Annotated in this window: 19 protein-coding genes; 7 read left to right on the top strand and 12 right to left on the bottom strand. The window is 68.7% G+C overall.

Annotated features, from left to right (window positions below; genetic code table 11):
- Positions 1 to 57 precede the first annotated feature (57 nt).
- Positions 58 to 1,299, top strand: a complete 1,242-nt coding sequence (locus I2487_RS03095) for an aminotransferase class III-fold pyridoxal phosphate-dependent enzyme (RefSeq protein ID WP_207173008.1) — start codon at positions 58 to 60, stop codon at positions 1,297 to 1,299.
- A gap of 119 nt (positions 1,300 to 1,418) precedes the next feature.
- Here I2487_RS03095 and I2487_RS03090 read toward each other — a convergent pair whose 3' ends face one another.
- The 7 genes from I2487_RS03090 to otnK form a co-directional block, all read right to left on the bottom strand.
- Positions 1,419 to 2,210 (bottom strand): SGNH/GDSL hydrolase family protein, encoded by a 792-nt coding sequence (locus I2487_RS03090; RefSeq protein WP_207170325.1) that lies wholly within the window; start codon positions 2,208 to 2,210, stop codon positions 1,419 to 1,421.
- A 121-nt stretch (positions 2,211 to 2,331) separates the two neighbouring features.
- Positions 2,332 to 2,961: a 3-oxo-tetronate 4-phosphate decarboxylase gene (gene otnC, locus I2487_RS03085; protein ID WP_207170324.1), complete on the bottom strand. Its 630-nt coding sequence runs from the start codon at positions 2,959 to 2,961 to the stop codon at positions 2,332 to 2,334.
- 135 nt (positions 2,962 to 3,096) lie between these two features.
- A complete protein-coding gene (locus I2487_RS03080; protein WP_255545903.1) occupies positions 3,097 to 4,497 on the bottom strand; it encodes a GntP family permease in 1,401 nt (466 codons plus the stop codon).
- Between the two features lie 81 nt (positions 4,498 to 4,578).
- Positions 4,579 to 5,538 carry a D-erythronate dehydrogenase gene (gene denD / locus I2487_RS03075; RefSeq protein ID WP_207170323.1) on the bottom strand — a complete coding sequence of 320 codons (960 nt, stop codon included), beginning with the start codon at positions 5,536 to 5,538 and terminating at the stop codon, positions 4,579 to 4,581.
- On the bottom strand, positions 5,535 to 6,335 hold the full coding sequence (locus I2487_RS03070) for a DeoR/GlpR family DNA-binding transcription regulator (RefSeq protein ID WP_207170322.1): 801 nt from the start codon (positions 6,333 to 6,335) through the stop codon (positions 5,535 to 5,537). The genes denD and I2487_RS03070 overlap by 4 nt, the downstream gene beginning before the upstream one ends.
- Positions 6,332 to 7,192 carry a 2-oxo-tetronate isomerase gene (otnI, locus tag I2487_RS03065; RefSeq protein WP_207170321.1) on the bottom strand — a complete coding sequence of 287 codons (861 nt, stop codon included), beginning with the start codon at positions 7,190 to 7,192 and terminating at the stop codon, positions 6,332 to 6,334. The genes I2487_RS03070 and otnI overlap by 4 nt, the downstream gene beginning before the upstream one ends.
- On the bottom strand, positions 7,192 to 8,574 hold the full coding sequence (gene otnK, locus I2487_RS03060; RefSeq protein WP_207170320.1) for a 3-oxo-tetronate kinase: 1,383 nt from the start codon (positions 8,572 to 8,574) through the stop codon (positions 7,192 to 7,194). The genes otnI and otnK overlap by 1 nt, the downstream gene beginning before the upstream one ends.
- Before the next feature lie 135 nt (positions 8,575 to 8,709).
- Between otnK and I2487_RS03055 the strand changes: the two genes are divergently transcribed.
- Positions 8,710 to 9,621: an NAD(P)-dependent oxidoreductase gene (locus I2487_RS03055; RefSeq protein ID WP_207170319.1), complete on the top strand. Its 912-nt coding sequence runs from the start codon at positions 8,710 to 8,712 to the stop codon at positions 9,619 to 9,621.
- On the opposite strand, the gene I2487_RS03050 is transcribed toward I2487_RS03055, so the two are convergent.
- A complete protein-coding gene (locus I2487_RS03050) occupies positions 9,612 to 10,760 on the bottom strand; it encodes a glutathione S-transferase family protein (protein ID WP_207170318.1) in 1,149 nt (382 codons plus the stop codon). The genes I2487_RS03055 and I2487_RS03050 overlap by 10 nt on opposite strands.
- A 38-nt stretch (positions 10,761 to 10,798) precedes the next feature.
- Between I2487_RS03050 and I2487_RS03045 the strand changes: the two genes are divergently transcribed.
- Positions 10,799 to 11,629, top strand: coding sequence for an MBL fold metallo-hydrolase (locus tag I2487_RS03045; RefSeq protein WP_207170317.1), 831 nt, complete (start codon positions 10,799 to 10,801; stop codon positions 11,627 to 11,629).
- 3 nt (positions 11,630 to 11,632) lie between these two features.
- Here I2487_RS03045 and I2487_RS03040 read toward each other — a convergent pair whose 3' ends face one another.
- Positions 11,633 to 12,040, bottom strand: a complete 408-nt coding sequence (locus I2487_RS03040; RefSeq protein WP_207170316.1) for a hypothetical protein — start codon at positions 12,038 to 12,040, stop codon at positions 11,633 to 11,635.
- Between the two features lie 92 nt (positions 12,041 to 12,132).
- On the opposite strand from I2487_RS03040, the gene I2487_RS03035 reads away from it, so the two are divergent.
- A complete protein-coding gene (locus I2487_RS03035) occupies positions 12,133 to 13,110 on the top strand; it encodes an SDR family NAD(P)-dependent oxidoreductase (RefSeq protein WP_207170315.1) in 978 nt (325 codons plus the stop codon).
- Between the two features lie 25 nt (positions 13,111 to 13,135).
- Here the strand turns inward: I2487_RS03035 and I2487_RS03030 are convergent, their stop codons facing one another.
- The gene (locus I2487_RS03030; protein WP_207170314.1) at positions 13,136 to 14,698 is read right to left on the bottom strand and encodes a mechanosensitive ion channel family protein; all 1,563 of its coding nucleotides are present in this window, start codon (positions 14,696 to 14,698) and stop codon (positions 13,136 to 13,138) included.
- Between the two features lie 185 nt (positions 14,699 to 14,883).
- Here I2487_RS03030 and hisD point away from each other — a divergent pair, with 185 nt between their 5' ends.
- The gene (hisD, locus tag I2487_RS03025) at positions 14,884 to 16,191 is read left to right on the top strand and encodes a histidinol dehydrogenase (RefSeq protein WP_207170313.1); all 1,308 of its coding nucleotides are present in this window, start codon (positions 14,884 to 14,886) and stop codon (positions 16,189 to 16,191) included.
- A 189-nt stretch (positions 16,192 to 16,380) separates the two neighbouring features.
- Here hisD and I2487_RS15685 read toward each other — a convergent pair whose 3' ends face one another.
- Entirely contained in the window at positions 16,381 to 17,433 is a 1,053-nt protein-coding gene (locus tag I2487_RS15685) for a transglycosylase family protein (RefSeq protein ID WP_345941315.1), read from the bottom strand.
- A gap of 25 nt (positions 17,434 to 17,458) precedes the next feature.
- Here I2487_RS15685 and I2487_RS15410 point away from each other — a divergent pair, with 25 nt between their 5' ends.
- Positions 17,459 to 17,584 (top strand): hypothetical protein, encoded by a 126-nt coding sequence (locus tag I2487_RS15410; protein ID WP_255545902.1) that lies wholly within the window; start codon positions 17,459 to 17,461, stop codon positions 17,582 to 17,584.
- Positions 17,585 to 17,771: 187 nt separating this feature from the next.
- On the opposite strand, the gene I2487_RS03015 is transcribed toward I2487_RS15410, so the two are convergent.
- Positions 17,772 to 18,695 (bottom strand): hypothetical protein, encoded by a 924-nt coding sequence (locus I2487_RS03015; protein ID WP_207170336.1) that lies wholly within the window; start codon positions 18,693 to 18,695, stop codon positions 17,772 to 17,774.
- 166 nt (positions 18,696 to 18,861) lie between these two features.
- Between I2487_RS03015 and I2487_RS03010 the strand changes: the two genes are divergently transcribed.
- Positions 18,862 to 19,653: a methyltransferase domain-containing protein gene (locus I2487_RS03010; protein ID WP_207170335.1), complete on the top strand. Its 792-nt coding sequence runs from the start codon at positions 18,862 to 18,864 to the stop codon at positions 19,651 to 19,653.
- Positions 19,654 to 19,657: the final 4 nt, after the last annotated feature.

Raw genomic sequence — 19,657 nt, 5'->3', positions numbered from 1 at the left:
GGGAACCCGAGCCCGCGGCTGTTCCGACTGGTCAGAGATCGCGCGCTGATCAACCGCATGGGCTTCAACAACGACGTCGCCGCTGCGGTCCGTCCGCATCTGGACTTCACCGCCGGCATCGGGGTCACCAGCACCGGCCACTGCCACCCGCATGTGGTCGCGGCCGCTCAGGCGCAGGTGGGAAGCCTGATCCACGGGCAGTACACCACGATCATGCACCAGCCGCTGCTGGCGCTCACCGAGCGGCTCTCCGAGGTGCTGCCGGCGGGGCTGGATTCGGTGTTCTTCTCCAACTCGGGCTCCGAGGCCGCCGAGGCCGCGCTGCGCCTGGCGCGTCAGGCCACCGGACGGCCCAATATCGTGGTGTTCCAGGGCGGCTTCCACGGGCGCACCGTGGCGGCGGCCTCGATGACCACCTCCGGGACCAAGTTCCGCGCGGGATTCAGCCCGCTGATGTCCGGGGTCGTCGTCGCACCGTTCCCCAACCCCAGCCACTACCGCGAGTACGGCTGGGATCAGGAGCAGGCCACCGACTTCGCGCTCAAGGAGCTGGATCTGCTGCTGCAGACCCAGTCCAATCCGGCGGACACCGCCGCGTTCCTGGTCGAGCCGGTGCTCGGCGAGGGCGGCTATGTGCCGGGCAATGAGCGCTTCTTCGCGGGCCTGCGCGAGCGCGCAGATCGGCATGGGATCCTCGTGATCATCGACGAGGTCCAGACCGGGTTCGGGCGGACCGGGAAGTTCTGGGGCCACGAGCACTTCGTCACCGAGGGCGCCCCGCGGCTCCCGGACATCATGATGTTCGCCAAGGGCATCGCCTCGGGCTTCCCGATCTCGGGGATCGCGGCCTCTGCGGAGCTGATGGGCAAGGCCTGGCCCGGCTCGCAGGGCGGGACCTATGGCGCCAATGCGGTGGCCTGCGCCGCCGCGGTGGCGACCCTGGAGGTGATCGCCCAGGAGGGCCTGGTCGCGAACAGCGCGGTGCGCGGAGAGCAGCTGCGCGCGGGCCTGCGCGAGGTCGCCGCCGAGGCCAATGCCCGGGCCGGCGTGGAGCGCATCGCCGAGGTGCGCGGACTGGGTCTGATGGTGGGCAATGAGTTCCGCGACGCCGAGGGCGCACCGGATCCGGTGACCGCGACCGCGGTGCAGCAGGAGGCCGCCCGACGCGGGCTGCTCCTGCTGATCTGCGGCTCCTGGGGCGAGGTGGTCCGGTTCATCCCGGCGCTGGTGGTCTCGGAGTCGGAGGTGGACCAGGCGCTCGCGCTGTGGTCCGAAGCGGCGGCAGCCGTCGTCGCGTGAGCCGCCCGGGGCCGGCCGGCTGAACCCTGCGGGGTTCGGCCGGCCGGGGCTGTGGGGTTCAGCCCACCGGGGCTGTTGGGTTCAGCCGACCGGGCGCGTGAGCCGCGGCCGGGCGCCGGCTACCAGACCCGGGAGGTCAGCTGCGGGTACTTCGGGGACATGTCGTCGCCCGAGGAGGTGCGCGTGACGCGCCGCCTGACCCAGGGGTAGAGGTAGTCCTTGGTCCAGGTCAGCTCGCTGATCAGGCGCTCGGGCAGCGAGGCCAGCGGTGCGTCGTCGACCTCGGGGTCCTCGATCTCGTCCTTCTCACCGAGGACCTTGAGCACCTCCTTGGCCATCATCATGTGCCCCGCGATCCCCAGGTGCATCCGGTCCTCGTCCCAATAACGCCAGTCCTGGAACTCACGCATGTGCCAGAAGTCGACCAGATCCAGGTCGAAGTCGGCGGCGATCTTGCGCACGTGCTCGTTGTAGATGGCGGTCCGGCCGCGGGTGGCCTTGAACAGCGGTGCCTGGCCGGAGTCGAAGCCGGTGAACAGGACCACGCGGGCGCCGCTAGCGATGAGCTTCTCCACGCCCCAGCGGTAGCGCTCCATGAGCGCGTCGATGTTCACCGTGGGGCGCAGGATGTCATTGCCGCCGGCGTAGAGCGTGACCAGGGTCGGGCCGAGCCCGATCGCGGGGTCCAGCTGCTCGTCAAGGACCTGCTGGAGCTTCTTGCCGCGCACCGCGAGGTTCGCGTAGCCCCAGGATGAGTCATTGGCGATCAGCTGACCTGCCACCCGGTCGGCCCAGCCGCGCACCCCGTTGGGGCTGGATGGATCGATGTCTGCCACACCCTCGCTGAACGAGTCCCCCAGGGCGACGAAGCGTTTCTTGAATGGACCGTCGAGTTGATCTGATGCGGACATTGAGCCCTCCCGTTCGCATGCGGCTGGCGTACTCTCTGCTTCAACCCTACCGGTGGCCAGGCCAGGACTGAACCTGGCGAGCACGGCGCTGAACTGGGTGCGGCGGGCGGGGTGACCGGTATCAGCCGAGCAGGTCTTGGATCTGCTCCTCGTTCAGCGGCCGGGTGGCCCTGCCTTCGAGCAGGAAGGCCAGCTGCGCCGAGACCTCAAGCTCCTCGGCAGCGTTGACCGCATCCTCCAGCGAGCCCCCCGCCACGATCGAGCCGTGGTTGGCCAGGATCACCGCCGGGCCCCGTTCTCCCGCCGCGAGGATGTCATCCAACACCGCGGCGGATCCGGGCTTGTAATAGGGCACGGTGGGCACCTCGCGCCCCAGCCGCATGATGAAGTACGGGGTCAGCGGCGGGATCGGCTGGGCCCGATCGAGACAGCTGATCGCGGTCACATAGGTGGAGTGCAGATGCACGACGGCGGCGGCCTGGGGGCGGGCCTGATACATCGCCTGATGCATCACGACCTCCTTGGACGGCTTGGGCCCCGCGGTGTGCACCCACGCCGCGTCCAGCTCGGAGAGCTCACCGGGGTCAAGACGTCCCAGCGAGGAGTTCGTAGGCGTCATCAGGAACCCGTCCTGGGTCCGGACGCTGATGTTCCCGGCGCTGCCCACGGAGAAGCCGCGCTGGAACAGACTCGCTCCCAGCGCCACGATGCTCTCGCGCAGCGCGTCCTCGTTCCCAGCCGGTGCTCTCATCGATATGTCCTCTCCTCGGGGGTGCCGGGTCCGGCTGCGCGGGCTGCGCAGCGGATGCGTGATGTCGCGATGCACGAGCGGCCGCTCAGGGCTGGAATTCTCACTGCTCCGATTCTCACCGATCTCACCGACGCCCTAGAAGATCGCACTGGCGATCAGCAGCGTGACCAGCGTGGTGGCCCAGGCGATGGTGGTCGGGATGGACCAGACCAGCATCTGATGCTTGGCGTTCTTCACACCCAGCATCCGGTTGACCACCCAGAAGAAGCTGTCGTTGAAATAGCCGAAGAACAGCGAGCCCAGTGCGGCGGCCTGGGCCGCGAGCACCATGTTCACATCGGGCACCTGAGCCAGGATAGGCGCAGAGATCGACGCGGCGGTGATGATCGCGACGGTGCCGGAGCCCTGGATGATGCGCACCACCGTGGCGATCAGGAACGGGATCATGATCGTGGGAAGCGGCAGCCCCGCGACCCAGGCGCCGATGGAGTCGCCGGTGCCGCTGTCGCGCAGGACCGCGCCGAGTGCACCGCCGGCGCCGGTGACCAGCAGGATGATGCCTGCAGCCTGGACGCCCTGCTCCATGTCGTCGAGGGTGCCCTGCCGGCTCTGCCGGCGGGTCAGGCCGTAGATGGCCACCAGCACGCCGGCCAGCAGCGCGATCACCGGGTTGCCGATGAAGGCCGCGACCGAGACCAGCGTGGCGGGCAGATCGAGGATCCCGGCCTCGGCGATGTAAGCGGAGACGGTGTTGAAGAAGATCAGCACGATCGGCAGCAGGATCGGCAGGATCGCGAGGAACAGCGAAGGAAGCTCCTTCTCACGCTCCTCGGCACGGACCTGGAACTCGTCGAAGGCCTCGGTGGGGGTCAGCGCCTCGCCGGTGTCGGCCTCGATCATCGCCTCGATCCGAGGCCCCATGATCTTGGCATAGAGCACGATCAGGAACAGCGCCGGCAGGGTCAGGATGATGCCCCAGAGGATCATCTCTCCGATGCTGACTCCGAAGATTCCGGCGGCGCCGAGCGGGCCGGGCGTGGGCGGCACTGCGTGGTGGGTCAGGATCAGGCCGCCGGCCAGGGAGATGCCCAGCGTGAGCACCGAGCGTCCGGTGGTGCGGCTGAGCGACTTCACCAGCGGCGAGAGGATCACATAGGCGCTGTCCACGAAGATCGGGATGGAGATGATGAAGCCGGCGCCCGCGAGCGCCCACTCCTCCTTCTTCTTCCCGAGCCAGCGGATCAGGGTGTAGGCGAGCTTCTCGGCGGCGCCGGAGACCTCGAGGATCCGGCCCATCATCACGCCCAGCCCGATGACCAGGCCGATGGTGGCCAGCGTGGAGCCGAAGCCGGTGGTGATGGAGTCGATCACCTCATCCGGGGCCATGCCCGCGGCGAGCCCGGCGATGGAGGCGGCGATGATCAGCGCCAGCACCGCGTGGATCTTCGTGCGCAGCACGAAGAAGATCAGCAGCGCCACCGCCGCCGCCAGGCCGATGATGGCCGCAAGCTCCGAAGAGCCCATCGTTTCAGTCATGGTGTCCTCCTTGACACGTCATACAGCTCTGCTGGTCCCGGGTCGCCAGACCCCAGGTCTGCGGATCAGGCAGTCTGCCGATCAGGCGATGAACTCCGCGTGGAACTGGCGCACTGCCGATTCAAAGCTGGCATCCGGGGCGAAGCCCAGCGCGAGGCTGCGCTCGACGTCGAAGACGCCGGGCCAGGAGCAGACGATGTCCATGATCGATTCCTCGGGAACCTCGCTGACCAGGGCGCGGGCCTGCGCACCGCCGACTAGCTCCAGGGCCTGGAGCATCTCGCCCACCGTGACGCTGACGCCGGGGATGTCGAGCACGCGCCAGGCGGGAAGCTCCTCGGCGGGCACCAGGTAGGCGTGGACCAGGTTGGCCACGGCGGTGTTCGGCGAGGAGAGCCACATCCGGGTGTCCAGCGGCACCGGGCATACCGCCGGGATCCCCTGCAGCGGCTCACGGATGATCCCGCTGGCGAAGGAGGAGGCCGCGGAGTTCGGCTTGCCGGGGCGCACCGAGATGGTGGGCAGCCGGGCGATCCGGGCGTCCACCCAGCCCTTGCGGGAGTACTCGTTGACCATCAGCTCCCCGATGGCCTTGAAGGCGCCATAGGTGGACTCCGGCTGTGCGGCGAGGTTGCCCGGGACGACCTCGGGCATATCGCCGCCGAAGACCGCCAGCGAGCTGGTGAAGACGAAGGTCGGGCGGGAGCCGAGCCGACGGGCGGCTTCGAGCAGCTCGTGGGTCGCCTCCACGTTGACCCGGTGGGAGAGGTCGAAGTCCTGCGCCGAGCCGCCGGAGAGCACCGCTGCCAGGTGGTAGATCCCGGCGGTGTCGGCGTCGATGACCCGCTGAAGCAGCGCCGGGTCGGCGAGGTCCCCGACGTGTGAGACCACGCGGGGATCATCGAGGGTGGAGGGGCTGAGATCGAGCGAGATGACCTGGGTGAGCGGGTGTGGGAGCTTCCCGGCGTCGGCGGCGGCGAGCAGTTCGGTGATGACCCGGCTGCCGAGGAATCCGGCTCCTCCGGTGACGACGATGTTCATGACGCAGCAGTGTCCTTTCGGGGTTCGGCGGCTGCCGTGATCAGATCCACCCCGAGCTCTGCGGCGCGCTGGCGGGCAGGCTCGGGAAGGGATGGGTCGGTGATGATGCCTTCGAAGGCTTCGAAGGGGATGGCCTTGAAGGCTGCGACGCGTCCGTATTTGGAGCTGTCGGTGGCCAGATAGGCGCGCACGCAGTTCTCGATGATGGCGCGCTTGACGATGACCTTGGCCTGGCTGGGCACCGAGAGGCCGCGCAGGTCGAAGCTGGAGGCGGAGACGAAGGCCAGGTCGATGTTGAACTCGGCAAGCTCGGTGGCGGTCAGCGGTCCGTCGGTGGACATGTTGCCCGAGTCCAGCCGGCCGCCCAGCACATGGACCCGTGCCTGCGGGTGCTTCCCGACCTCCGCGGCGACGACGAGGTCGTTGGTCACGACGTCGAGGCCTTCCGCCCCGGCACGGGCGACCAGGATGCGGGCCAGGGAGAGCATCGTGGTGCCGGCGTCGAGGTAGACCAGGTCCCCGGCAGAGACCAGGTCCGCCGCGCGGGCGGCGATGGCGTCCTTCTCGGTGGGCCGGATGCCCAGCTTCGCCTGGTGGGTGGCGTCGAGCTGGATCCTGGAGGGCATGGTGACTCCCCCGCTGACCGAGACCAGCCGGCCTGCATCCTCGAGCATCTTGATGTCACGGCGAATGGTCATATGCGAGACGCCCAGCGCCTCGGTGAGCGCGGCGATGCTCACCGCATTCTGTTCCTGGACCATATGCACCAGCCGACGGCGGCGCTCGTCCGGGATCATGTCCCGGCCTGGCCGGCCTGGCCGGACTGGTCGGGCTGGTCGGGCTGGCCGGACTGCGTGAACCCGGGCTGGGCGGCGCCGGTCTGGGCAGATCGGTGGGGGGCGAACCAGCCGAGCCCGTCCTCGGTGCGCGCTGCGGGTCGGTACTCGCAGCCGATCCAGCCGGTGTAGCCGCTGGCCTCCAGCAGCTCGAAGAGGTACGGGTGGTTCAGCTCCCCGGAGTCAGGTTCGTTGCGCTGCGGCACCGAGGCGATCTGGATATGAGCGGTCTGCGGCGCGACCCGCTGGATCAGTCGGGTCAGGTCACCGTCGGTGATCTGTGCGTGATAGAGGTCCAGCTGGAGCCTGGTGTTGGGGTGGTCGATCTCCTCGAGCAGCTCCACGCCGGCGCGCACGCTGTCGACGAAGTATCCCGGCATGTCCACCGGGTTGATCGGTTCCACCAGCACGCGCACCCCATGATCCGCAGCGACCTCGGCGGCCTCCCGCAGTCGCTTGATGTAACGGGTGCGGGCCTGCGGGTCTGCACCGGGGATTCCCGCCATGACATGGAGCTGCCGGCAGTCCAGCGCGCGGGCGTAGTGCATGGCGGTGGCGAGCCCGGCGCTGAACTCCTCCTCGCGCCCCGGCAGCGAGGCGATGCCGCGCTCCCCGGCGGCCCAGTCCCCCGCCGGGGCGTTGAACAGCGCCTGGGTCAGGCCCGCGGCGTTCAGCGCCGCAGCCACGTCCTGGGCCGAGTGCTCGTAGGGGAAGAGGTACTCCACGGCGCGGAAACCGGCCTCGGCGGCGGCGGCGAAACGCTCCAGAAAGGGACGCTCGGTGAACATCAGCGTGAGGTTGGCGGCGAACTGCGGCATCAGGCGCTGCCTCCGTCCGGGGTCGAGGGCTGCTGGGTCGCGGGCTGTTGGGTCGCGGGCTGCTGGGATGCAGGCTGCTGGGAGACCAGCTGTTGAGCGGCGGCGAAGAAGTCCTCCTCGCCGAAGTTCCCGGACTTCAGCGCGAGATCGAGCGTCTCGGAGCTGGCGGCCCCCGGGTTCGCCTCGGGCAGGGTCCGGGTCCATGGCACCCCCGGTGCGATCTGCGGGCCGACCTCGAATCCGCGCACGCCCAGTCCCTGGGTGACTGCCCCGGAGGTCTCGCCGCCGGCGACGATGAACCGTCGGGTGCCGTGCTCGCGCAGGGCGCGGGCGAGCCGGGAGAAGAAGTCCTCGATCGCCGCGGAGAGCTCCTGGGCGCCGTGCTCCTGCTGGGCGGCGCGCACCTTCTCCGGGGAGGCCGTGGCGTAGACCAGGGGCGCCAGCGCGTCGGGGCGCTGCTGCTGGGCCACCCAGTCGAGCACCTCGGCGCAGTAGTCCTCGGGGCCAGCAAGCACGGAGCCGATGTCCAGGGCGAGGGTGGCGGCGCGGCTGCGGTAGCTGCGCACCTGGGCGTTGGTCATCTGGGAGCTGGAGCCGGAGAGCACCACGGCGGGGCCGCTGGTGAAGGTCCAGTCCGAGGCCGCAGAGGAATCTGTCGACCCGCGGGGCCGGGTCACCGCACGGGCCAGCCCGTAGCCGATGCCTGAGCCGCCGGTGATCAGCGGCATATGGGTCAGCGCCGCTCCCAGGGTCTCGAGGTGACGCATCTGAACGGTGTCAGGCACGGCGTAGCGCGCACCTGAGGCCCGGGCTTCTGTCAGCGCCTGCCGCACGGCCGCCGGTCCGGCCTCCACCGTGGCATGGGGGATGACGACGGCGCAGCCCTGCGCCTGGGCCTGCATGAGCCGGACCAGGCTGGAGTCCGTCATCGGGGTGACCGGATGGTCGCGCATCCCGGACTCGTCCAGCGGCTGGTCGTGGACGAAGAGGTGCCCCTGGTAGACGGTGCGCCCGTTGACCGGCAGTGCCGGGGCGAGCACCGTGAAGTCCTCCCCCATCGCCTCGAGCAGAGCATCGGTGACCGGGCCGATATTTCCCTCGGCGGTGCTGTCAAAGGTGGAGCAGTACTTGAAGATGATCTGCTCGGCCCCGCGGGCGGTGAGCGCGGCCAGCGCCTTCAGGCTCTGCGCCACGGCCTCCGCGGGGGCGATGGAGCGGGTCTTCAGGCTGATCACGGCGGCCTCGACTCGTTCGTCGAGGTGCTCGGGGAGATCCTCGGGGCTGGTGAACTGCACCGTGGTCATCCCGGCGGAGACCAGGAACCCCGCGATGTCGGTGGCTCCGGTGAAGTCATCGGCCAGCACTCCTATGCGCAGCGCCATGAGGACCCTCCCTCTCGTGTTCCGCCGGGCGTGGTGACCCAGCACCCCGCTGGTTGTGAATCTTCACAGTCAAGTTCACATAAGCTAACATGACGGAATCAGAATGTGAAGCCGATCACGAGACGAGGACCACAGATGAGCGAGAACCTCAGCACGCCGAAGGTGACCTTTGTAGGCATCGGCGCCATCGGACTTCCGATGGCGGCCCGGGTCGCCGCGGCGGGATTCGACCTGACCGCCGTGGACTTCTCGGCCGCACAGCGCACTGCCGCCCAGGAACACGGCCTTCGCGCTGCCTCCTCTGCGGCCTCCGCGAACGAGGCCGATGCGGTCATCGTCATGGTGGCCACCGGAGATCAGCTGCGCAGCGCCGCGCTGGGGCCCGAGGAACTGGGCTCCGAGACTCAGGAGTCAGCGGGCCTGATCGCCGCGATGCGCCCGGGGGCGAGCCTGATCGTGATGAGCACGGTGGGTCCCGAAGCGGTGCAGACGCTGGTGGAACCGGCACGCGAACGTGGGATCAGGCTGGTGGATGCACCGGTCACCGGCGGGGTGGCGCGCGCCGCGGTGGGTTCGCTGCGGCTCTTCGTCTCCGCCGACTCTGAGAGCATCGATGAGAACCGCGAGCTGCTGGAGTCCATGGGCACGATCGTGGAGTGCGGCAACGAGATCGGCGACGGTCAGGCCTTCAAGGCGGTCAACCAGCTGCTGTGCTCGGTGCACATCGTTGCGGCCGCCGAGGCGCTGGCCCTGGCGCAGCGGCTCGGACTCGATCCGGCCCAGGTGCTCGAGGCGGTGGCCGAAGGGGCGGCCGGCTCCTTCATGCTCAGCGATCGAGGTCCGCGGATGCTGCAGGGCCCTGAGGCGCAGGTGGCCAGTGCCGTGAGAATTTTTGTGAAGGACACGTCCCTGGTGAGCGAGATCGCCGGCGCCCACGGCTTCGAGGCGCCGCTGCTGGAGGCCGCCCGGGCGAAGTACCTGGAAGCCGCCGACGCCGGTCTGGCGCGCCGAGACGACTCCCAGGTGATCGCGACCTATCAGCGGTAGAGCGGGTTGGCTCCACCGGGCTGCTCGGAGGCCGCCACCGGGCCCGGAGCGGTGCCGGCGCCGAAGGGTGAGCCGCCGAGGGCCTCGCGGCCGTGCTCGCTCAGCCAGTTCGCCAGGTCGGGTCCGACCGGTGTGATCTGGGTCGGGTTGAGGTCCTCGTGGACCTCGTAGTAGTGCCGCTTGATCTGGTCGAAGTCCACCGTGTCCCCGAAGCCGGGGGTCTGGAACAGGTCCCGGGCATAGGCCCAGAGGTTCGGCATCTCGGTGAGCTTGTTGCGGTTGCACTTGAAGTGCCCGTGATACACCGGGTCGAAGCGGACCAGCGTGGTGAACAGCCGCACATCGGCCTCGGTGATGTGTTCGCCCATCAGATAGCGGCTGCCTGCCAGTCGGTCCTCGAGCCAGTCCAGCGCGGTGAAGAGCCGGTCGTAGGCGTCCTGGTAGGCGCTCTGGGAGCCGGCGAATCCTGCGCGGTAGACCCCGTTGTTGACCTCGGTGAAGATCCGCTTGATCACTGGGAGCATCTCCTCGAGCGCGCCCTCCGGAATCAGGTCCGGGGCGCCGGGGCGGTGGTGCTCGCGCCACTGGGTGGAGAGGTCGAAGGTCAGCTGCGGGTAGTTGTTCGTGACCACCCCGCCGGAGGGGACGTCGACCAGCGCCGGGACGGTGATCCCGCGCGGGTAGTCCGGGAAGCGGGCGAAGTAGTTCTCCTGCAGCCGCTCGGTGCCCAGCACCGGGTCCACCCCGTCGGGATCCAGGTCGAAGGTCCAGGAGCGCGCATCATGAGTGGGACCGGGGGTGCCCAGCGAGATGGCGTCCTCCAGTCCGAGCAGCCGGCGGATGATGATCGAACGGTGGGCCCAGGGGCAGGCGCGGGCGGCGACGAGCCGGTAGCGGCCGGGCTCCACCGGCCAGGCCTGTGCGCCATCGGTGAGCCCCGCCAGGCGAGGATCGCCGATGGAGGAGGATTCCTCCTGCGGCGCGGCCTGGACCGCCTGCGGGTCGGCGACCACGCGATCCTCGATGTAGTTGGTGTCGCGGGTGAACTCTCCCCCGGTCACGTAGGCACCCTTGGTGGAGTGCTCGGTTCCTGCCGTCTTCTGAGGTTCGCTGCGCTGAGCGTCGCTGTTCTGGGCCATGGGCTCAGCCTACGCGTGCGCGTCGGTAGGCTGAGAACATGTCTGAGCCCAGTGCCGTGCAGCGGATCACCTGCGACAACCCCTCTCCGATGACGCTGCAGGGGACCAACACCTACGTCCTGGGCGGAGATCAGGCCCAGGAGGTGGTGATCATCGACCCCGGGCCGGCCGATCACCCGGAGCATCTGGCGCAGGTGCGCGCCGTCGTCGGCTCCCGCCGGGTCGCCCAGATCCTGGTCACACATCGTCATGCCGACCACACCGGGGCCGCGGCACGCTTCGGTGAGGCCTTCGCAGCGCCGGTGCGCGGGCACAGCCCGGAGCAGTGCCTCGGACGCGGCGAGCAGCCGGCTGCGCCGCTGACCGACGGGGAGACCATCGAGCTGGGCGGGCTGCGGCTGAGCGTGCTGCACACCCCGGGGCACACCTGGGACTCGGTCTGCTTCTGGCTGACCGGCGACGCCGACGGCGACGGGGACGCCGGCGAAGGCCATGGACCGGCGATGTTCACCGGAGACACGATTCTGGGCGAGGGCACCACGATGCTCGATCACCCCGACGGCACGCTCACCGATTATCTGCAGAGCCTCGAGCGGCTCAGCGAGTACGCCCAGGCCAGGCTGCTTCCGGCGCACGGTCCGGCTCAGTCCAGCGCGGCCGAGGCTGCCCGACGCTATCTTGCCCACCGGCTCGAACGCCTGGACCAGGTCCGTGAGCTGCTGCGCACCGCCGATGACGAGGGCGCCACACTGGACGCGACGGCACTGGGAGAGCTGATCTACGGGCAGCGCAGCGGGCTCCCGACGGGCATCACCACCAAGATCGCGGCGGCCCAGCTGCAGCATCTGGTGCACCTGGGCGAACGCTGAGCGCTAGAAGGGGCGCCTGATGTGATCGGACTCGGTCCAGCGGATGGAGTCCACGGTGATCCCCTCGGCGTTGAGGTGGTCCAGCAGCGCGGAGCCTGCAGAGTTCAATCGGGCGAAGGCAACCTCCCCGGGGTCGGCCCCGGAACCGGCGGCGTAGAAGCTCAGCTTGAGTCCGCGCCGGCCCGCCGCGTCGTGGAACTCGCCCTTGGACACGGAGAGCTGGCCGTCGGTGACTCCCACCAGCGGACCCTCTCCGATGTCGACACGGAAGGGATCCATGAACCCGGTGAGCTCCTCCACGGCATCGTCCACGGCGATCAGGTCGGAGGCGAAGATCTCGGCATGCAGCACCGCCCATTCATCGGCCGTCAGGGGACGCCGCCCCCACGCAGCGCGTCTCTTCCAGCGCAATGATCCTCCTGTTGTGTGATGTGGAGACCGGTCTCGGCGCTTCGGCGCAATGCTGAGCGCGCCGCCGGGCTCTGCACTCTAGGATAGCCAGCATGAGCAACCACACGGCCGTCATCACCGGTTCCACCGCCGGCCTCGGCGCAGCGTTTGCGCGCCAGCTGGCTGCCCAGGGCTACGACCTCGTTCTGGTCGCCCGCGATGGAGAGCGTCTGCGCATGCAGGCGGAGTCCATGGCTTCGCAGTATGGGGTGAAGACCTCGGTCATCGTCGCGGACCTGGTGACCGACGATGGGGTCGCCGCCGTCCAGGAGCGGCTGGCCGACCGCACGAACCCGGTCCACCTGCTGGTGAACAATGCCGGTCACGGGCTGGCCACCGAGTTCATCGACTCGGATCTCGAGGAGGAGCGCAAGCTGCTGCGCCTGCATGTGCAGACCACCATGGAGCTCACGCACACCGCGGCCCGCGCGATGGTGCGGCGCCGCGGCGGACGGATCATCAACGTCGCCTCGGTGGCCGGCTACACCCCCACCGGGACCTACTCGGCGGCGAAGTCCTGGGTGATCAACTTCTCCAAAGGGCTGCACTCGCAGCTGCGCTCTCGCGGAGTGACCGTCACCGCGCTGGTGCCCGGACTGGTGCGCACCGAGTTCCACCAGCGTTCAGGCATCAAGATCACCGCCGTCAAGCGCTGGATGTGGCTGGATGCCGAGGACGTGGTGCGCCAGGCGCTCACGGCCAACGCGCAGGGCGCCTCGACCTGTGTGCCGGCGCGCAGCTACCAGGTGCTCACCGCCGGACTGCGCTTCATGCCCGACTCGATGGTGCAGTGGGCCGTGGACAAGCGCACGGGAACCCCGGAACAGGGCAGCGACTCCGGAACGCAGACTCCCGGAGCGATCGAGACGAGGAAGGCCGGCGCGCCGCGAGGTGTCGAGTACGGGACCGGCGACGGCACTGCGGAGCCGACCACCGAGGCGATCAAGACCGTGAACGCCTATAAGTCGGCCAAGGCCAAGAACTCCTCCACCGGAGTTGGGACCCGGGAGTCCCAGCCTCCGAGGGAGTGACCCCGGGCCGGGCCCGGGCCCGGTTTCAGCGCGCGGGGGGTGTTGAGCTCGGCCGCGGGGGCCCCTCGCCGGGACGCCGCGTGGCCGCGGCACCGAAGGTCTCCTCCTCGTCGGTCTCAGCCTTGTGCTGCGGCACCGCCTGAGTGGGCGCGGCGTCCTCGGGGTAGGCGGTGCCGTCCTCGCCCAGCTCGGCTGAGTCCTGGCGTTCCTCCTGCCGTTCCAGCCGCTCACGGTAGGCCTCGGCCCCGGGCCCGGAGAACTCCCGGTTGCGCTGTACGGCGGCGATCGAGCCGGTGAAGACCGAGGCCCCCTCTCCCGCCTGGGTCACCGGCTGGGACTCCGCTCCGGAGTCGACGACGCCGACCTGCCCGGTGCGCACCGGGGCCGGGGACTGCGCCAGCGCCTCCTCGTTGGTCAGCAGCATCCGCTGGGTGAACACCGCATAGGGGTGCTCGGCACGCAGGTAGTTCACCAGGTCCTCGCGGATCAGGCAGCGCAGATCCCAGAGCTCCCCGGAGTTCCGCGCGGAGACCACGACGCGCGCCTTGACCATGCCGCCTACGGCGTCGGTGACCTGCAGCGAGTAGTCCCTGCCGTCCCAGAGCTCCGCGGAGTCCAGCAGCCGCTTCAGCCGGGCGCGCAGCGGATCCATCGGGACGCGCCAGTCCACATCGAGCTCCACGGTCCCGAGGATGTCGGTGCCGACCCGGGTCCAGTTCTCGAAGGGCGTGGCCACGAAGTAGCTGGACGGGTAGATGAATCGACGCTCGTCCCAGGACTTGATCACCACGGCGGTGAGCGTGATGTCCTCGACCGTGCCGAAGTTGCCCTCCACCACGACGACGTCTCCGGCGCGGATCGAATCCGTGAAGGCCAGCTGAATGCCGGCGAAGACGTTGGTCAGCACCGACTGCATCGCCAGACCCACGACCACCGAGGCCACGCCGGCGGAGGCCAGCAGTCCGGCGCCGAGCGCGCGGACCTGCGGGATCATCAGCATGATCGCCGCCACGGCAAAGGTGATGATGACCGCGGTGAGGATCCGCCGGATCAGCGAGACCTGAGTGGCGAGCCGGCGCCCGCGCCGGTCCTCGACATCGAGCTCCCCGTCGGAGTAGCCGATGTATTTGGAGTAGATCATCGCCTCGGCGATCCGTACGATCCGCAGCGCCCACCAGGCGATGCCGATCACCACCGCCACCAGCAGCACGAAGGAGACCGGCTGGAGCCATTCCGCGGCGCGCAGCAGGATGTTCAGCGTGGACCAGGCTCCGATCAGCACCAGGGTGATGAACAGCGGGGTCCGCGTCCGGTTCACCGCATGCTTGACCCCGTCATTGTGTCGAAAGAGCTGCTTGAGCAGCATCGAGGACACCACGGTCACCACCAGGGCGACCACCACCGCGATGACCAGGCCGGTGATGATGCCGAAGAACGGACCCTGCTCGGCGATCAGGCTCTCCAGTCCTTCGGGGACGCTCTCCTCGACGATCCCGTCGACTCCTTCGGTGGGCGCCACCTCCTCCTCGGGAGCCAGATCGGTGGTTTGCGGCACGGCGAAGGCCAGCGAGCTCGGGAAGAAATCCATCCGGGAAAAGACCATGGCCAGCATCATGCCACGCCGCTCTGGACGAGCACTGGAACGTCCGGGGAGTCCCGGTGTGTGGGCTCTCACGTCACGAAGTGGGCGCGAGGCGGCAGCAATGGGGACAATGGAGGAGTGTTCGCCCTCGATCAAGCGGACGGACACTGATCTCACCCACTAGGAGACCCATGCTCACCCTCAAGGATCTGCGCGGCAGCACGATCGACGCCGCCTCCGTGCTTCCCCGCGCCTCGCAGGACATCTCGACCACCATCGAGACCGTGGCCCCGATCCTTCAGAATGTGCGGCTCCATGGGGTCTCTGCCCTGTTGGACTACTCCGAGAAGTTCGACGGCGTCCGCCCACCCTCGCTTCGGGTCCCGGCGGAGAAGCTCCGCGAGGCGGCCGAGCAGCTCGAGCCCGAGGTCCGCGCGGCGCTGGAGGAGCTCATCCTGCGGGCCCGCGCGGTACATGAGGCACAGCTGCCAGAGGCCTCCGAGGTCTCCCCGGGCCTGGGCGCCCGGGTGATCAACCGGTGGGCCCCGATCCGTCGGGTGGGTCTGTACGTGCCCGGCGGCCAGGCCGTCTACCCCTCCTCGGTGGTGATGAACGTCGTGCCCGCGCAGGTCGCCGGGGTGCGTTCGCTGGCGATCGCCTCACCGCCGCAGGCAGATTTCGGCGGTCTGCCGCACCCGACCATCCTGGGCGCCGCGCACCTGCTCGGGATCGAGGAGGTCTACGCCGTCGGCGGTGCGCAGGCGGTCGCGATGTTCGCCTACGGCGCCAAGGACCAGGCGGGCCAGCAGGTCTGCCCGCCGGTCTCACTGATCACCGGACCGGGGAACATCTTCGTGGCCACGGCCAAGCGCGCGGTCCAGGGGGTGGTGGGCATCGACTCCGAGGCAGGTCCCACAGAGATCATGGTGCTCGCCGATGACAGCGCCCCTGCGGAGCTGATCGCCGCGGATCTGATCTCCCAGGCGGAACATGATGCCCTGGCCGCCGCCGTGCTGGTGACGCCCTCGATGGCGCTCGCCGAGGCCGTCGCGACGCAGGTCGAGCGCCAGGCGCGCGAGACCCGGCATGCGGACCGGGTCAAGCAGGCGCTGAGCGGCACCCAGTCTGCGCTGCTGGTGGTCGACACCATGGAGCAGGGTGTGGAGATCGCCAACGCCTACGGCGCGGAGCACCTGGAGCTGATGACTCGGGACGATGCCGGAATCGTGGATCAGATCCACAACGCCGGCGCCGTGTTCGTCGGCGCCCATACCCCGGTCTCGCTGGGCGACTATTGCGCGGGGTCGAACCACGTGCTCCCCACCGGCGGCGCCTCCGCGTATTCCTCCGGGCTCAATGTCTCCAGCTTCCTGCGCTCCCAGCAGGTCATCCACTACGACCGGGAGGGTCTGCGCGCGGTCGCGGCCCACGTCTCGGCACTGGCCCAGGCCGAGGGGCTCCCGGCCCACGGCGACGCCGTCCAGGCCCGGTTCCGCTGACGACGACGACGGCGGACGCGACTCTCCCGCGAATGAGGGAGTCGAGCCCGCCGTCGTCGTGCATGGTGCAGATGATGGTGGTCAGCAGGGCTGATCGGGGGAGCGCCACCATTGCTGGTGCCACTCCCCCGATCAGTCGGCGCTGAGGCCGCTACGGAAGGTGAGCCGTGCGGGTGCTGAGCCGAAGACTCAGGCCTGGGAGATGAAGCTGGTGTTGACCCAGCCGGTGTGGGTCTCCCCGCCCGCGGTGTACTGGACCTTCAGCCATGATCCCTCGCGCTGGAGCTGCTTGAGCTGCGCGCTGCGCGGGATCTGGACGAGCTTGTCGCTGGAGGTCGAGGCAGTCTCGCGCAGCGGCACGCTGTAGGTCGCGGTCCAGGTCCCTGCGGCCGAGGCCGAGGAGGCCGTCTTCGCGCTGGGGTGGACCTTGTAGTACTCGTCCCCGTAGCCGCCCGGGTCACCCTTGAGGCCCAGCTGGGAGGTGCAGTGCGGCCAGGCGTTCCAGCCCTGCCTCTTCCAGAGGATGTGGGCCCGCTTGATCTGCTCCGCCTTGCTGGCCTCGTGCGGGAATCCGGAACCACCCACCTCCTTCCAGGACTCAGGGCTGAACTGGATGCCGCCGTAGAAGCCGTTGCCGGTGTTGATCTTCCAGTTTCCACCGGATTCACACTGGGCCAGCTTGTCCCAGGCTGAGCTGTACGCTCCGTGGGCGCTCTTCTTGTGCATGCTCGCAGTCGACGGAGCAGTGGATGATCCGCTGCCGGAGGACCCGTTGTTCGAACCGGTGTTGTTCGAACCGGAGCCCGAGGTTCCGGGGTTGGTGGAGCTGAGGAACTGCGCCGACATCCATCCGGTGGCACCGTTGACCTTGATCTCCTGCCAGCCGTTCGACTTCTTCTCGAGCAGCTCGACCTTCGTCCCGGTGCGCACCGAGAACATCGCGCTGTTCTGGGTGCTCGGACCCATCCGGACGTTGACCTGGGCCGTGGCGTAGGCCGTTCCGACGACCTTGCTCTTGCTGTTCGTCGAGTTCGCCAGTGTGGGAGTGGAGCTACTGGATCCGCTGTTGTTCGAGCTGCTGGCGGGCCCTGCACTGATGTAGGTGGAGTCCACCCAGACGGTCTTGCCGCTGTAGACGAAGCTCACCCAGTCTCCGTTGCGCCCGGTGATCTGAAACTCGCGCTTGGGATTCAGGTTCAGCACGATCGGGTTCGACGTAGCCGGTCCGCTGCGAGCGTTCAGGTAGACGTTGCTATTGACGTGGTAGGTGCCGCTCGCGGAGGTGGTCGAACCCGAGGAGCTCGAGGAGGACCCGGTGTTCGAGGATGAGCCGGTGTTGGAACCGCTCGAGCTGTTCGAGCCCGAGGAGCCCGCAGTCACCTTGGTCAGGTAGTCCGAGTGCACCCACAGTGTGCGGGAGCCGTCCTGGTAGCTGACCCAGTCCCCGTTCTTGCCGGTGATCGAGATCTTCGTGCCGGAATTCGCCGGCCTGCATCCCAGTCCAGAACACCTGGAGAAGATCCGGTCTCACAAAGATCGAGTAGCCCGTCATATCAACACCCATCTACTAAGTGTTGCAATCACCGCAAGAACCCAAGGTTGCCGATCCGGGCGTAGTCCTCCTGGGCCTGGATCTTGGTGAACTCGGTGCCGTCGAAGATCAGCGCGCCGTCCTCACAGCCCACCGCGATCATCCCGTCAGGACCGGAGGCTTCACCGTGGACGCCGGGGCATTCCTCGCTGCGCGCCACCTCCTCGCCCTCGGCGTCCAAGACCTGCGCGCCGTTGCGCTCATCCTCGTTGCCCAGGGTCTCGAAGCGACCGCCATCGCTGAAGACCGCGGCCACGCCGTGGTGCGCCTCCTCGGTCTCGGTCACCTCGGTCTCGAGCCCGGTCTCGGCCCCGAGGTCCAGCTCGGAGAGCTCGGAGAGGTCGTAGCTGTGGATCTCCCCGTTGCCGTCGAAGAAGAGCGTCCCGACGCCGTCGTGAGAGACCACGTGGCCCGGCGCAGGTCCGTCCACGGTGATGTCACTGACATAGGGATCGGTGGTGTAGAAGTGATCGTGGTCCCCGTGCGGCTCACCCCAGGTGCCGCCGTCGATCAGCCGGAAGCTCTCGCCCTCGGTGAGGAAGAAGTGCCTCCCGTCGCCCGCCGGGTTGACCCGGACGAAGCCCTCGGCCTCATCCTCGCCGAGCACCTCAAGGGTGGCGCCGTCGAGCACCGCGACGCCGCCGTCATAGGTGACCGCCAGGCGCGGGCTGGGACCGCCGGCCTCGTGGGTCTCGCGCTCGGACGGGTCGACGGCTTCGGCCGAGGCCTCATCCTCGCCGTCGGCGGCGTCTTCGGTGGTGTCTTCAGCAGCATCGTCACCGGCAACGGGCTCCGCAGAGGCGGCAGCCTCCTCCTCGGAGGCACCGCCGTCGGCGGAAGAGTCGGCGCAGGAGACCAGGGCGAGGGCGGGGATCATGAAGACGGAAGGCAGGGTGAGATGTTTGGTGATCATGCGACTCATTCTTATTTAACCCCTACACAATTGCAAATCGTTCGCATTAGAGCCCGCGTCTCGCGGTGCACCTCCGCCTACACCACCTGCCATGATCGACCCCATCCGGTGTCGGAATGTGTCGGGCACCATGCCGTTCTCAAGCACCTCGATTTAGACTCAGATCATGCCCAGTACCCAGTGGAACCCGGGGGCGTATCTGACCTACGCCTCCGAACGAACTCAGCCCTTCATCGACCTGCTCCAGCGTGTGCGCGCCCCCCGGGCGGACCGGATCGTGGACCTCGGATGCGGGCCCGGCAACGGGATGCCGGTGCTGCGTGGCATGTGGCCGAAGGCCTGGATCACCGGTATCGACTCCTCGGAGGAGATGCTGCAGCGAGCCGGTGAGGCCACCGATGACGATCGGATCTCCTACGCCCGCGCCGATATCCGGGACCTCCATCTGGAGGCGAAGGCCGACCTGATCGTCTCCAACGCCGCGCTGCAGTGGATCCCCGAGCACCGCGAGCTGCTGCCGGCGATCATGGACAACGTGGCCGCCGAGGGCGCGCTGGCGGTGCAGGTCCCGGGCAACTTCGGCGCCCCGAGCCACCGGTTGCTTGCCGAGTTCGCCGCCAAGCGTCCCTACGCCGCGCATATCGACCCGGAGTCGCTGCTCAAGCCCACCGCCGAGCTGAGCGACTATATGCTCGACGTCTCGCTGCCCGGCTGGGAGGTCGAGGCCTGGGAGACCCGCTACCACCATGTCCTGCAGGGCCAGGACCCGGTCTTCGACTGGATCTCCGCGGCCGCGGCGCGTCCGGTCCTCGAGGCGCTCCCCGACGATGTCCGCGAGGAGTTCATCGCCGAGTACAAGGCAGCGCTGCGTGAGGCCTATCCGGCGACCAGGATCGGCACGATCCTGCCCTTCCGTCGACTGTTCTTCATCGCCCGGCGCAGCTCCGGGCGCGGCTGAGCGG

It is taken from the genome of Nesterenkonia sp. E16_10 (assembly GCF_017347085.1).
Classification (GTDB): Bacteria; Actinomycetota; Actinomycetes; order Actinomycetales; family Micrococcaceae; genus Nesterenkonia.
The sequence above is the reverse complement of the archived record's forward strand: the minus strand, read 5'-3'. Positions and strand labels throughout refer to the sequence as shown.

Excerpts from the sequence above, each read along its gene's own strand:
- I2487_RS03070 (WP_207170322.1), bottom strand. The coding sequence starts at position 6,335 with ATGATCCCGGACGAGCGCCGCCGTCGGCTGGTGCATATGGTCCAGGAA.
- hisD (WP_207170313.1), top strand. The coding sequence starts at position 14,884 with ATGCTCACCCTCAAGGATCTGCGCGGCAGCACGATCGACGCCGCCTCC.
- otnC (WP_207170324.1), bottom strand. The coding sequence starts at position 2,961 with ATGAGAGCACCGGCTGGGAACGAGGACGCGCTGCGCGAGAGCATCGTG.
- I2487_RS03050 (WP_207170318.1), bottom strand. The coding sequence starts at position 10,760 with ATGGCCCAGAACAGCGACGCTCAGCGCAGCGAACCTCAGAAGACGGCA.
- I2487_RS03035 (WP_207170315.1), top strand. The coding sequence starts at position 12,133 with ATGAGCAACCACACGGCCGTCATCACCGGTTCCACCGCCGGCCTCGGC.
- I2487_RS03045 (WP_207170317.1), top strand. The coding sequence starts at position 10,799 with ATGTCTGAGCCCAGTGCCGTGCAGCGGATCACCTGCGACAACCCCTCT.
- otnK (WP_207170320.1), bottom strand. The coding sequence starts at position 8,574 with ATGGCGCTGCGCATAGGAGTGCTGGCCGATGACTTCACCGGAGCCACC.
- I2487_RS03030 (WP_207170314.1), bottom strand. The coding sequence starts at position 14,698 with ATGGATTTCTTCCCGAGCTCGCTGGCCTTCGCCGTGCCGCAAACCACC.
- I2487_RS03015 (WP_207170336.1), bottom strand. The coding sequence starts at position 18,695 with ATGATCACCAAACATCTCACCCTGCCTTCCGTCTTCATGATCCCCGCC.
- I2487_RS03095 (WP_207173008.1), top strand. The coding sequence starts at position 58 with ATGGGCTTCAACAACGACGTCGCCGCTGCGGTCCGTCCGCATCTGGAC.
- I2487_RS03010 (WP_207170335.1), top strand. The coding sequence starts at position 18,862 with ATGCCCAGTACCCAGTGGAACCCGGGGGCGTATCTGACCTACGCCTCC.
- I2487_RS03055 (WP_207170319.1), top strand. The coding sequence starts at position 8,710 with ATGAGCGAGAACCTCAGCACGCCGAAGGTGACCTTTGTAGGCATCGGC.
- I2487_RS03080 (WP_255545903.1), bottom strand. The coding sequence starts at position 4,497 with ATGACTGAAACGATGGGCTCTTCGGAGCTTGCGGCCATCATCGGCCTG.
- I2487_RS03090 (WP_207170325.1), bottom strand. The coding sequence starts at position 2,210 with ATGTCCGCATCAGATCAACTCGACGGTCCATTCAAGAAACGCTTCGTC.
- denD (WP_207170323.1), bottom strand. The coding sequence starts at position 5,538 with ATGAACATCGTCGTCACCGGAGGAGCCGGATTCCTCGGCAGCCGGGTC.
- otnI (WP_207170321.1), bottom strand. The coding sequence starts at position 7,192 with ATGCCGCAGTTCGCCGCCAACCTCACGCTGATGTTCACCGAGCGTCCC.